This is a genomic window from Cedecea sp. Ae19-4, assembly GCF_059801165.1.
Genome location: NZ_JBCHWG010000001.1, coordinates 2,521,627 through 2,533,647 on the forward strand (window position 1 = coordinate 2,521,627; position 12,021 = coordinate 2,533,647).

Genomic DNA, 12,021 nt, shown 5'->3' on the forward strand with positions numbered 1-12,021 from the left:
CCAGCCCTTCGCACTTTCTTTGGCAAGATTAGTTGCCAAACAGCGTACTAAAAATTAACCACAGGTTGAGCGCCACCACCACCGCGACTATCGCCCAGCCAACCAGCTTAACCCAGCGCACGTTAACCAAATCACCCATCAGCTTTTTGTCGCTGGTAAACACCAGCAGCGGCACCAGCGCCAGCGCAATCCCGAAGCTCAACAGCACCTGGCTCATGACCAGAATACGCGTTGGGTCGAGCCCCATCATGATGACCACGAAGGACGGCGCCATGGTAATCGCCCGGCGAACCCACAGCGGAATATAAAAACGGACAAACCCCTGCATCACCACCTGCCCGGCAAGCGTGCCCACCACCGTGGATGACAAACCGGCCGCCACCAGGCTAAGCCCGAAAATCGTGGCTGCGGCATGGCTCAACAGCGGTTCCAGCGTTTTATAGGCATCTTCCAGCTCGGCAACGCCGGTATGCCCGGTGAAGTGAAACGCCGCTGCGGCGGTGGCCATCATCGCCAGGTTGACGAAGCCGGCAATCGTCATCGCTATCGCCACGTCCCATTTAGTGGCGGAATAGCGCTCTGCCCGGTTGCCCGCATGCAGGTGCTGAGTCAGAGAAGAGTGCAGGTAAATCACGTGCGGCATGATTGTCGCGCCCAGAACGCCAGCAGCAAGGTAGACCGCCTCGGACGTCGGCAGACTTGGGATCAGCATCCCTTTGCCCAGCTCAGCTACCTTCGGCTGGGAAAAAATAAGCTCAACGATGTAGGCCGCCGCCACAAACAGCAGCAGCCCGCCGATAACTTTTTCCAGCGGCTTTTGCCCGCGGCTTTGCAGCATCAAAATCAGGAAAGTGGCTATCCCTGTCAGCACCGCTCCCTGGAGCAAAGAGACGCCCAGAATCAACTTGAAGCCAATGGCCGCCCCGATAAACTCCGCGAGGTCCGTCGCCATGGCAATAATTTCCGCCTGAACCCAGTAAATCCACACCAGCGGGCGCGGGTAATGATCGCGGATTTGCTCGGCGAGGTTCTTGCCGGTGGCGATCCCCAGCTTGGCGGAGAGTACCTGAATCAGCGCCGCCATCAGGTTTGCCCACACCACCACCCACAGCAGTTGATAGCCATAACTCGCCCCGGCCTGGATATTGGTCGCGAAGTTACCGGGGTCGATGTAGCCGATAGCGGCGATAAACGCTGGCCCCATCAACGCCAGCCGCAGCTTACGCGCGGTACGTCCGGTATTGCTGTCAATGCGACTGCTTGTCATCTTCTGCCTCTGAGATATAGCCTTTGCTATGTTTTATGCTATCAAAATGAGAATGGTTATCAAGTTCATTTAGTGCGGGGAAATTGATTTCTCTGATAGCTGAAAACGATGTGCAGGAGGCGTGAGATAGTGAATCTGGATGCCGGTTAACGGATTAACATTTGGCCAACGTGTAAACTGTCGATGAGCCATCTTAACGTAACTTTTAGCTTCTTTACTTAACATAGCAGAAATGTATGGTGGATCACTATTTTTGCGTTCCGTCACAGCTCATCACTATAGTGTGGAATTGATCTCGTTTTCTTATTGCTTGTTACATAGAATGTGCAACGAAATTAAACCTGCCTCATATTTGGAGCAAATATGTCCCGCGTTTTGCACTTTGTTTTAGCGCTTGCTGTGGTCGCGCTGCTGGCTTTGCTGGTTAGCCCTAACCGCAAGCAAATTCGTATTCGCTTTGTCATTCAGCTGTTGGTGATCGAAGTGTTACTGGCCTGGTTCTTCCTGACCTCCGACGTCGGCCTGGGCTTCGTAAAAGGTTTCTCCGAAATGTTCGAGAAACTGCTCGGTTTCGCTAACGAAGGGACAAACTTTGTCTTCGGCAAAATGAACGATGAAGGCCTGGCTTTCTTCTTCCTGAAGGTGCTGTGCCCTATCGTGTTCATTTCTGCGCTGATCGGTATTCTGCAGCATATTCGCATTCTGCCGATTGTTATCCGCGCTATCGGTACCGTGCTTTCTAAAGTCAACGGTATGGGTAAGCTGGAATCCTTTAACGCCGTAAGCTCGCTGATTCTGGGACAGTCAGAAAACTTCATCGCCTATAAGGATATTCTCGGCAAGATGTCGCGCAACCGCATGTACACCATGGCGGCGACCGCTATGTCTACCGTGTCCATGTCAATCGTAGGTGCGTACATGACGATGCTGCAGCCAAAATACGTGGTTGCCGCGCTGGTACTGAACATGTTCAGTACCTTTATCGTGTTATCGCTGATCAACCCGTACCGCGTGGATGAGAAAGAAGAAAATCTGCAGATGACTAACCTGCATGAAGGTCAAAGCTTCTTCGAAATGCTCGGCGAGTACATTCTGGCAGGTTTCAAAGTGGCGATTATCGTTGCCGCCATGCTGATCGGCTTTATCGCCCTGATTTCTGGCCTGAACGCGCTGTTCGCTGCCGTGCTGGGTATCTCCTTCCAGGGCATTCTGGGCTATATCTTCTACCCGGTTGCCTGGGTGATGGGCGTGCCGTCCGCAGAAGCGCTGCAGGTCGGCAGTATCATGGCGACTAAACTGGTGTCTAACGAATTCGTTGCGATGATGGATCTGCAGAAGATTGCCGGCAGCCTGTCGCCGCGCGCGGAAGGCATCCTGTCCGTGTTCCTGGTCTCCTTCGCTAACTTCTCTTCTATCGGTATTATCGCCGGGGCCATTAAAGGCCTGAACGAAGAGCAAGGCAACGTGGTTTCCCGCTTCGGCCTGAAGCTGGTTTACGGCTCTACGCTGGTGAGTATCCTGTCGGCATCTATCGCCGCGCTGGTTATCTAATTTTTGCGTATTAAAAAGCCGGTGCTGGTCACCGGCTTTTTTTATGCCTGCGATTCAGCCTCGCCGCCCCAACACACTCTGTTTCTCCCCTGCTGTTTCGCCCTATACAGGCGAATATCCGCCTGACTCTGGATGTGTTCCAGGTCACCGTCTGGGGCTTCTTCATGGGAAGCCACGCCCAGCGAGGCCGTCACCAGCAGTTCAGACTCGTCCTCCAGCCTGAGCGGCGTGTTCACCAGCATTTTGCGCACCCGCTGCGCCACGGCAATCGCCGCATGCAGATCGGTATTAGGCAGGTAGACACAAAACTCTTCGCCGCCGATACGCCCGACAATGTCCTGGCTGCGGATCGCCTGCTGGATGCAGCGCGTGGCGTGAATAAGCACCCGGTCGCCAACCTGATGCCCGAAGCGGTCATTCACTTTTTTGAAATGATCGAGATCCAGCTGAATCAGAGAGTAATCCACGTACTGCGGGCTGATACGCCCGGTTGTTTCAAAGAAGCCACGGCGATTTAGAACGCCGGTCAGATCATCGTGCAGCGCATGCCGGTGCATTTCCTGCTGCAAATGGCCCATGTTGCGAATCAGCCGGCAAATCATGCGGTGTGAACCAAACAGAATAAGAATCACCGTCAGCCACATCACTACCAGCAGCACGCTAAAACGCCCAAAGTCCTCGTGTAGCCCCTGCCGGATGGTCTGGACGCTGACAAGGATTGCCCCCGTCCCCGTGACATGGCCGAAAGTGGCATAAGCATAGCCAAAACGTAAGGTGCCCCGGGATTCATCGACCAACTTTTCAAGAATTGCCTGTCGCTGCTTCTCGCTGAGGCGATAGCCATTCTGCGAGCCAACGGGGCGAGTCAGCGGGTTCATCTGCTCATCAAAAAGCAGATAGGCGCTTTGCGTTTCCTCCGGCAAAGCGCTGGAGAGAAACAGCCGAAGCGTTTCGGTGGTGACCGCGATACCAAACAGCCCAATCCACCGATCGTCAAAGTCCACCGGAAGAGAGCCATTAATCAGCGTTTTGCCGGAATCTGCGATATTTTGCCGGGTCCAGAACGGATCGCGGCGCGGGTTCAACAGCGGAGAGCCAAGCACAAACGATCCCTGCATCGCCAGAGGGTTAGCACTTTCGATAAGCAGTTTGTTCACATCGGGGGAGAGCGACGCAATAAATGCCCCGGAGCGCGACATGTAATAAATGTTCGAAGAGAGACGGTTGCTCCCGCCTGCCAGCGGAAAGAGATCCTGAATGTCGCGCAGGGCCTGATATTCCCGCTGCGTGAGTTTTTCCCTTTCTTCTTTCGGCTTGTTTTTAAAAGGTTGCACGCTATCGGGGATCGGCAGGCTCTGGATATGCAGCGGCGACAGCGTCTCTTTATTGCTGGCCCGGGAAGCCAGCTGCGAGATCGGCGTGAACTGCGGCTCATTCAGCGTTTCAATGAACATGCGGCGGAGATAGCGCAGGTTGTCCATCTGATATTCAGATTTGCTTTCAAGCCTGGCGATCACGCTTTCGAGGTGGCTAAGCTGGCTGGTGCGATAGCCGTGGTTGAACAGCGCCCCCTGCTGCCAGAAAAGAAAGGTGATCAGCAAAAAGAGCGACAGAAAGCACACATGGGTGATGCGCAGTGTTTTTACCATCGGCAGACGAATATGGCTAATCAGCGACGTGCTCACGGTGATTCCTTTTTAGGGTGCAAAGGAGAGCGTCAGTGCTTAAGCTGCTGCAAAGGCTTGGGTCTCCCCACCAGATACCCCTGCAGGTATTGGACGCCAAGCTGCAGCAGGATGTCGCGCTGCTCTTCCGTTTCGACATACTCTGCGACGACGCTGAGCTCTCTGGCCGCCGCCAGTTCGCAAATGGACTTCACGATAAGCTTATCCATCACATCGCCGGTGATATCGCGGACAAAGCAACCATCTATCTTAATGATATCCGCCTGCAGCTTCTTCAGGCGCTCATAGTTAGCGTAGCCTGTTCCAAAGTCATCAATAGCAATCTTAAAACCTTTCTCACGCAGCAGGGCAATATTTTGGTTAGAGGTTTCTGAGTTTGAAAATGCCTGCTCTTCCGTCACTTCAATGACGACCGCGCTGGTCGGCACCTTGTAAACGTCAAACTGGGCAATAATCTGCTGGGCAATCTCTTTTTGCATTAGCGTGAGCGGCATCAGATTGACCGAAAAGCGCGTCTGCTGCACGTTGCCTGGGTGCTTTGCAAGCCAGGTCAGCAGCATCTTCATCACCATCATGTCAAAACGGGTGCTGAGGTTAAATTCGGCAACAATCGGAATAAATTTATCCGGGGTGATGTGCTGCCCATCAATCACCAGGCGGCTGAGGATTTCGTGATAGCCCTTCCCTTCGCAGTCGACAATGGGCTGCGCGTAGAGCTGAAAGGCTTCTTCGTCTATTGCCTGCTTAATCTTTTGCAGCAGCAGCACCCGCTCGGTTGTTTGCCCGGAGACCGCCTGCAGCCTGGCATCAAGGCCAAGTACGCGCTGCGTGTCGCTGGCTTTTTCAGCCAGATAGCTTAATTGCCCGAGCATGCGCTGCAGCTCTTTCGGTGAATCCACAATGCCCCAGGAAGCCCCATATTCAATTTCAAGGGTAACATTGTGCCAGGGGATTTTCTTATTATTCAGGTGTTCAACAAAATAGGTAAGCCGGGCTTCTGTTTCGCCTTCCCGTAAAAACAGAAGCAGCTCACTGCCCGGCAGCTGAAATATTTTTTCCCCTTCCAGCAGCCAGGGTTGTAATTCTCTGGCAATGGTTTTCTTGCAGTAAACACGCATCATCATGCCGTAATGTCGGCTAAGAAACTCAAAGTTCGCCATTCTCAGGCAGCAAAGTGCACCGGTTTGAAAGGTCTGAATATGTTCTTCAAGCGCGCGTAAATTAGGTAATTGCGTTAATGGATCTGTCTGCGCCTGGAGATGATAAACCCGCTTCATCCATTCATTTTTATGGTATGAAGTGGCCATATACAACAGACATACGGTAAAGGAGATAAAGACTGACAGAATAAAGGAAAGAGCATATTGCGTATTTACGCCCTGCAAAAAACCCGTGTTGTAACTCAATAATACCCATGCCGAAATCCCCCACAACAGAGAAACAGGCCTCGCACCAAGGCGACGGATCCCCAGGGTAAGCAGCACAAAGACCAGCGGAACCAGATAGCCGGCAATCAGTTCACTATGCCACGGCGAACACATCAGCAGCAAATACGCCATCCAGACAACCAGCCAAATCGGCGTATAGAAACGGTTTTTATCCTGCCTGTAGTGCCGGACACAGCGCCGCCAGAAACCGACCGCAAAATGCGGGTTCAACAGCATACGCAGCGGGTAATAGAAAAGCGTTGTAAAGATGAGCGAGGCCACGACAAGGTTCAGCACATCAACAATCATGTAGATAACGGAACCGCCACCAAAGAATGGCGCCAGTTCTGGTGGGTACTCAATCACATTGCCTGTGAGGTACATCAGCAGTTTGATGGTAAACGGGGCGACAAAACCAAGCCAAAAAATACGCTGCCCCATGCCTTTATTGGGCAGCCCAAAACGCCAGCGACGGCCCACGTAGTGGCGGGTAATTAAACTGGCAATCAATAAGGGGAATAGCAGACAGAAAATAAAAGCAACCAGCGGCACAACGGCTAAATCAAGCAGCCAGCTGTAAACAACCAGCGACCCTAGCGTGAGCGGAATAATCGCAGACCGGCCATAAATAATAATCATTGCCATTATAAAGCTGAGCGGCAGATAGGCGAGGTAGGTTTTATGTCCATCAACAACGGTTGTCGGTGAAATATAACGAGAAAAGGGAATGAGAAGTAAACACAGCGCCAGGGAAACCGCTATTTTTTTTATCATCTTGTAAATAATCATAGGCCCTGGTGTTAATTTTATGTGATTGCTTAAAAAGGGTTTTTCGCTGGCAAGGTTACGTTTATTTATTGAGCGAATCAAGTTTCAGGCCTGCACAAAAGCAGAACTTACCCTACAGCAGAAATAATAGAACAAGCGGACATAAGTTGAGGTTTTTTTACCGAGGGTAGCCAAAAGCAGGTGTGTTGGAGTCTGAAAAACAAAAACCCCCGCCGAAGCGAGGGTTCAAATTTTGGTGGAGCTAAGCGGGATCGAACCGCTGACCTCTTGCATGCCATGCAAGCGCTCTCCCAGCTGAGCTATAGCCCCACTGACAGGTGCTGATTTTACGGTACCAAATCTGCTGGTGAAGATTTGGTGGAGCTAAGCGGGATCGAACCGCTGACCTCTTGCATGCCATGCAAGCGCTCTCCCAGCTGAGCTATAGCCCCAAACCGTAAAGACCTTGTCGTGTTGACGGGCGGCATAATATGAAACCCCACATAGCGTGTCAACGGCAATTTGTTCTTCCGCGATCAATCGCCTAAAAAGCCATCGCCTTCGGCAATTCTCGGTTGCATATCATCCCGTTGTAGTTAATTCTGTCACAGTTTAGCGTTAGTCAGTTCAATAAAATGAACCACTAATAAAGCCGTTTCGGTCGCAATGAAAAGGAATCACTGTGCTCAAGGAAAGAATGACACCAGAAGAACTGGCCGTGATGACCGGCTACAGCCGCCAGACCATCAATAAGTGGGTGCGTAAAGAAAATTGGGAGACCTCACCTAAACCCGGCGTTCAGGGAGGAAAAGCGAGGCTTATCCATATAGATGAGCAGGTCAGGGAATTTATCAATAGCACCCGACGAGTGACGGAAAATACAGCCCGCTACAGCACAACGGACGCCACCCTGGAAAATCTACTGCTCAACTCAGTGCAGCAAATGTCCGACAGCGAACAGAAAAAGATGTCTGCCATGCTGCTGCGGGACGGGATTGCCGGTTTACTTGCGCGGTTGGGGATCAGCGATAACGAATAATTGCCCGGCTATTGTCCTGTCGGCGTCAGGAAAAATAAAGGATTACTGATGTTCAAGGAAAAAATGACCGCCGATGAACTGGCGGAGATGACGGGTTACACCCGCCAGACAATTAATAAATGGGTACTAAAACATAACTGGGAAACCAGTAAAAAACGAGGCGTACCGGGTGGTAAAGCAAGATTTGTTTATATCTCCGAGCCGGTGAAAACGTTTCTCTCCAACACCAGCAAAATGAGTGAGAGAGTGGCATCTTATAGCGTCCTTCGAACGCCGCTGGAACAGCTGATGCTAAACACCCTGCGTACCTTATCCGAAGAAGAACAGCATAAAATGACCGAGATCCTTGAGAGTGAAGGCAGCGAAGGTTTGCTCAAGCGACTCGGAATTCAAAAGAATAAGTAAATAAAAAAGCCGGTGACTGAGCACCGGCTTTTTGCATCTACATTTGCGATGTTTACTGCTGAGCTTCACGCTCGCTGATGAAATCGAGCGCTTTATTAATGCGCGCCACGGAGCGCTGTTTGCCAATGGCATGCACGGTGACATCAAGGCCAGGAGACTGACCAGCCCCGGTCACGGCGACACGCAGCGGCATCCCCACTTTCCCCATCCCAACTTCCAGCTCATCAGCAGTAGCCTGTATAGCGTGATGAACGTTTTCTGCAGTCCAGTCGCTCAGCGCTGCCAGCTTGTCTCGCACCACTTCCAGCGGCTGACGCGCTACCGGACGCAGGTGTTTCTTCGCCGCATCGGCATCAAACTCGCTGAAATCTTCGTAGAAGTAGCGGCAGGTCTGCGCCATCTCTTTCAGGGTTTTACAGCGTTCGCCCAGCAGTTTCACCAGCTCAGACAGCTGCGGGCCGTTACGGGTATCAATATTTTCCTGCTCGATGTGCCATTGCAGGTGCGTTGCCACGTACTCTGGCTCCAGCGTATTGATGTAATGGTGGTTCAGCCACTGCAGCTTTTCAGTATTGAAGGCGCTGGCAGACTTGCTTACCGCGTTCAGGCTGAACATCTCAATCATCTCTTCGCGAGAGAAGATTTCCTGGTCACCGTGGGACCAGCCCAGACGCACCAGATAATTGAGCAGCGCTTCCGGCAGATAGCCGTCGTCGCGGTACTGCATCACGCTCACCGCCCCGTGACGCTTGGACAGTTTTTTACCGTCGTCGCCGTTGATCATAGAAACGTGGGCATAAAGCGGAACCGGCGCGTTCAGCGCCTTCAGGATGTTGATCTGGCGCGGCGTGTTGTTGATATGGTCTTCACCACGGATCACGTGGGTGATCTCCATATCCCAGTCGTCCACCACTACGCAGAAGTTGTAAGTTGGGGAACCATCGGTACGGCGAATGATCAGGTCGTCCAGTTCCTGGTTACTGAATTCGATCGGGCCACGGATCTGATCATCAAAGATGACGGAACCTTCCTGCGGGTTGGCGAAACGCACAACGCACGGTTCGTCATCAGCATGATGCTCATGGCTATGGCGGCAGCGACCGTCATAACGAGGTTTCTCGTTATTGGCCATTTGCTCTTCACGCAATGCCTCAAGGCGCTCTTTAGAGCAATAGCACTTATACGCCGTGCCCGCAGCAAGCATTTCGTCGATGGCCTGGTTGTAACGATCAAAACGCTTGGTCTGATAGTACGGGCCCTCATCCCACTGCAGGCTCAGCCAGTTCATCCCGTCCATAATCGCTTCGATGGCTTCCGGGGTTGAACGCTCGAGGTCGGTGTCTTCTATACGCAGCACGAACTCGCCTTTGTTATGACGAGCAAACAGCCAGGAGTAGAGAGCAGTACGGGCACCGCCAACGTGCAGATAGCCTGTTGGGCTTGGCGCAAAGCGAGTTTTGATTTTCATTAAACGGCCTTAGTTACACATATTTGCCGGCAAAGCGGCAATTGCCAGGGAAAATTAACAGGCAACATTCTATCACTGTGCGCTAATTCCTCAATGTTGATGCCTGTAGATAGCGGTAAAGCAGAGAATTTGATGATAAATCAAACGCCAATGCCTGTTTCTTGATCGCATCGTTTAATTTTAAGACGAACGAATAAAAACTTTAGAAAATGCGTTGACTCATTTTCAACTGTCCCTATAATGCGACTCCACAAACCGGGGGTGATTAGCTCAGTTGGTAGAGCATCTCCTTTACACGGAGGGGGTCGGCGGTTCGAGCCCGTCATCACCCACCACTCTTTAGAGTGACCCGGAATGTGAAGTAAGAGATTTAGAGATGGGTGATTAGCTCAGTTGGTAGAGCATCTCCTTTACACGGAGGGGGTCGGCGGTTCGAGCCCGTCATCACCCACCATCTCCTCTTATGAAATTAGCAGTACCGAAGTTTGGGTGATTAGCTCAGTTGGTAGAGCACCTCCTTTACACGGAGGGGGTCGGCGGTTCGAGCCCGTCATCACCCACCATCGGGTCGTTAGCTCAGTTGGTAGAGCAGTTGACTTTTAATCAATTGGTCGCAGGTTCGAATCCTGCACGACCCACCAATGTGGAAAGGCGCCCTAAAGGCGCCTTTTTGCTATCTGCGATTCGGGCAGGGTTCGAGCCTGCAGCAGGTTCGACAAAATCGCTTTTGATTTTGCGCGTCGCTTGCGACGAGCCCGAAGGGCAATACCATCCTGCACGACCCACCAATGTAGAAAGGCGCCCTAAAGGCGCCTTTTTGCTATCTGTGATTCGGGCAGGGTTCGAGCCTGCTGCAGGTTCGACAAAATCGCTTTTGATTTTGCGCGTCGCTTGCGACGAGCCCGAAGGGCAATACCATCCTGCACGACCCACCAATGTGGAAAGGCGCCCTAAAGGCGCCTTTTTGCTATCTGCGGTATCTGAGAATCCCATCATCAAAAAATTATCAACTTCCTCGCCGCCAGGCCGATAACTCCCTTACCATTCCATCAAAGGAGTTATGATGACTACAATATCCAGTAATGCTCTTCAGGGCTCTCAGCTGACCACCGGCACAGCTACCGGGTCCTCTTCTGCCTCCGGCGGCACTGATAACAGCACAGCCTCGCAGATTGCCCAAATCAGCAAAAAAATTACCCAGCTGACGGAGAAACTGAGAGAAGTCTCCAGCACGCCGGATCGTCCAGCTGAAGAGAAAAAGAAACAGGTCGAGTTACTTCAGACCGAGATTAAAATGCTGCAGGCCCAGCTGGCTCAGCTTCAGCGCAAGCAGGCTGAGGAAGCCCAGCAGAAGCAGGAACAGCAGCAGATCAAGGCCACCGGCGTGAACAAACCTTCCGACGATCACCAGATTGATATTTATATCTAGTCGTCCATAAATAGCGGGTCGCCAATCCGGGCCAGGGTTAACAGCCTGGCCTGTTCCCGCACCTCCTGCCAGATAGCTTCCGCCGCACGGGAAAGCGATCGGTTCTTTCGCCTGACCAGCATCAGCTGTCGGTTTATGACCGGCGTTAACCGCTTCACCACCAGCGGTCTCCCTTGTGGCAAAGGCAGCGCCAACGCGGGCAACACGCTTAAACCAATCCCAGCTTCTACCATCGGGTACAGCGTTGCGGGGTGCCCAATCTGCTGAACAACGCTCACCTCTATCCCCTGCCGGACAAAAGCCTCATCAATCAACGGGCGGCTGCCCGAGGCATAATCTTGCAGCACCAGCTTTTGCCCCTGTAGCGCCAGCCAGTCAACCTGTTCCACTTTAGCAAACGGATGATCGCTGCGGCACAGCAGCAGAAAAGGCTCAGACAACACCGTTTCACACTCCAGATCGCTAGCCTGAACCGGATCGATAACTACGCCAAAATCAACTTCGCCCTGGCGGATACTCTGCAAAACCCACTGCTGGGAAGCATCATGCAGCATAAATCGAATATTCGGATAAGTCTCCGCGCTGGCAGCGATAGATTGCGGCATCAGGTGCGCGGATAGCGTCTGGCTGGCGGCCACGCGAACCGTGCCGCTAAGCTGATGCCCAACCACGCGAGCATCCAGCAACGTTGTGGTCAGCTCTTCCAGCAGCCGCTCAAGGCGAGGAGCCAGCAACTCTCCCGCAGGCGTAAGCACCACTTCCCTGGTAGTACGGTCAAGCAGCTTCACGCCCAGCTCGGCTTCCAGCTCCTTCAGGCTGTGGCTTACGGCTGACTGGCTAAGACCAATACTCTCCCCTGCCCGACTGAAACTGCCGGCATGGGCTACGGCCACGAACACGCGAAGCTGACGCAGGGAATAATTCATCTATTTTCTTCATCAATGCATTTAATAAATCAATTTTATTTCTGAAATTAGCAGAA

General features: G+C 52.4%; 9 protein-coding genes and 6 tRNA genes. 8 read left to right on the forward strand and 7 right to left on the reverse strand.

Annotated features, from left to right (window positions below; all coding sequences use genetic code 11):
- Nucleotides 1–28: 28 nt before the first annotated feature.
- Nucleotides 29–1,285, reverse strand: a complete 1,257-nt coding sequence (locus AAIE02_RS11920) for an Nramp family divalent metal transporter (RefSeq protein ID WP_286130863.1) — start codon at nucleotides 1,283–1,285, stop codon at nucleotides 29–31.
- Nucleotides 1,286–1,630: 345 nt separating this feature from the next.
- Here AAIE02_RS11920 and AAIE02_RS11925 point away from each other — a divergent pair, with 345 nt between their 5' ends.
- The gene (locus tag AAIE02_RS11925; RefSeq protein WP_008459614.1) at nucleotides 1,631–2,818 is read left to right on the forward strand and encodes a NupC/NupG family nucleoside CNT transporter; all 1,188 of its coding nucleotides are present in this window, start codon (nucleotides 1,631–1,633) and stop codon (nucleotides 2,816–2,818) included.
- A 41-nt stretch (nucleotides 2,819–2,859) separates the two neighbouring features.
- Here the strand turns inward: AAIE02_RS11925 and AAIE02_RS11930 are convergent, their stop codons facing one another.
- The 4 genes from AAIE02_RS11930 to AAIE02_RS11945 form a co-directional block, all read right to left on the reverse strand.
- Complete coding sequence (locus tag AAIE02_RS11930; protein ID WP_498532580.1) at nucleotides 2,860–4,503, reverse strand: diguanylate cyclase; 1,644 nt, start codon at nucleotides 4,501–4,503, stop codon at nucleotides 2,860–2,862.
- A gap of 32 nt (nucleotides 4,504–4,535) precedes the next feature.
- Nucleotides 4,536–6,719, reverse strand: a complete 2,184-nt coding sequence (locus AAIE02_RS11935) for a sensor domain-containing phosphodiesterase (protein ID WP_336982115.1) — start codon at nucleotides 6,717–6,719, stop codon at nucleotides 4,536–4,538.
- A 233-nt stretch (nucleotides 6,720–6,952) separates the two neighbouring features.
- A tRNA-Ala gene (locus AAIE02_RS11940) sits at nucleotides 6,953–7,028 on the reverse strand.
- Nucleotides 7,029–7,074: 46 nt separating this feature from the next.
- Nucleotides 7,075–7,150, reverse strand: a tRNA-Ala gene (locus AAIE02_RS11945).
- A gap of 230 nt (nucleotides 7,151–7,380) precedes the next feature.
- Between AAIE02_RS11945 and AAIE02_RS11950 the strand changes: the two genes are divergently transcribed.
- Both AAIE02_RS11950 and AAIE02_RS11955 read left to right on the forward strand, forming a co-directional pair.
- Nucleotides 7,381–7,737 (forward strand): YfeC-like transcriptional regulator, encoded by a 357-nt coding sequence (locus AAIE02_RS11950; RefSeq protein WP_498532581.1) that lies wholly within the window; start codon nucleotides 7,381–7,383, stop codon nucleotides 7,735–7,737.
- A gap of 48 nt (nucleotides 7,738–7,785) precedes the next feature.
- Nucleotides 7,786–8,142: a YfeC-like transcriptional regulator gene (locus AAIE02_RS11955; RefSeq protein WP_008459606.1), complete on the forward strand. Its 357-nt coding sequence runs from the start codon at nucleotides 7,786–7,788 to the stop codon at nucleotides 8,140–8,142.
- 52 nt (nucleotides 8,143–8,194) lie between these two features.
- Here AAIE02_RS11955 and gltX read toward each other — a convergent pair whose 3' ends face one another.
- The gene (gene gltX, locus AAIE02_RS11960; RefSeq protein WP_008459604.1) at nucleotides 8,195–9,610 is read right to left on the reverse strand and encodes a glutamate--tRNA ligase; all 1,416 of its coding nucleotides are present in this window, start codon (nucleotides 9,608–9,610) and stop codon (nucleotides 8,195–8,197) included.
- A 259-nt stretch (nucleotides 9,611–9,869) separates the two neighbouring features.
- Between gltX and AAIE02_RS11965 the strand changes: the two genes are divergently transcribed.
- The 5 genes from AAIE02_RS11965 (at nucleotide 9,870) to AAIE02_RS11985 (ending at nucleotide 11,039) form a co-directional block, all read left to right on the forward strand.
- A tRNA-Val gene (locus AAIE02_RS11965) sits at nucleotides 9,870–9,945 on the forward strand.
- A gap of 43 nt (nucleotides 9,946–9,988) precedes the next feature.
- Nucleotides 9,989–10,064: transfer RNA gene (locus AAIE02_RS11970), tRNA-Val, on the forward strand.
- Nucleotides 10,065–10,097: 33 nt separating this feature from the next.
- Nucleotides 10,098–10,173, forward strand: a tRNA-Val gene (locus AAIE02_RS11975).
- Between the two features lie 2 nt (nucleotides 10,174–10,175).
- A tRNA-Lys gene (locus AAIE02_RS11980) sits at nucleotides 10,176–10,251 on the forward strand.
- A gap of 422 nt (nucleotides 10,252–10,673) precedes the next feature.
- Nucleotides 10,674–11,039, forward strand: a complete 366-nt coding sequence (locus AAIE02_RS11985; protein WP_008459602.1) for a FlxA-like family protein — start codon at nucleotides 10,674–10,676, stop codon at nucleotides 11,037–11,039.
- On the opposite strand, the gene AAIE02_RS11990 is transcribed toward AAIE02_RS11985, so the two are convergent.
- Entirely contained in the window at nucleotides 11,036–11,965 is a 930-nt protein-coding gene (locus AAIE02_RS11990; RefSeq protein WP_336982112.1) for a LysR family transcriptional regulator, read from the reverse strand. The two genes, AAIE02_RS11985 and AAIE02_RS11990, sit on opposite strands and share 4 nt — an antisense overlap.
- Between the last annotated feature and the right edge of the window lie 56 nt (nucleotides 11,966–12,021).

Excerpts from the sequence above, each read along its gene's own strand:
- AAIE02_RS11955 (WP_008459606.1), top strand. The coding sequence starts at position 7,786 with ATGTTCAAGGAAAAAATGACCGCCGATGAACTGGCGGAGATGACGGGT.
- AAIE02_RS11985 (WP_008459602.1), top strand. The coding sequence starts at position 10,674 with ATGACTACAATATCCAGTAATGCTCTTCAGGGCTCTCAGCTGACCACC.
- AAIE02_RS11925 (WP_008459614.1), top strand. The coding sequence starts at position 1,631 with ATGTCCCGCGTTTTGCACTTTGTTTTAGCGCTTGCTGTGGTCGCGCTG.
- gltX (WP_008459604.1), bottom strand. The coding sequence starts at position 9,610 with ATGAAAATCAAAACTCGCTTTGCGCCAAGCCCAACAGGCTATCTGCAC.
- AAIE02_RS11990 (WP_336982112.1), bottom strand. The coding sequence starts at position 11,965 with ATGAATTATTCCCTGCGTCAGCTTCGCGTGTTCGTGGCCGTAGCCCAT.
- AAIE02_RS11935 (WP_336982115.1), bottom strand. The coding sequence starts at position 6,719 with ATGATTATTTACAAGATGATAAAAAAAATAGCGGTTTCCCTGGCGCTG.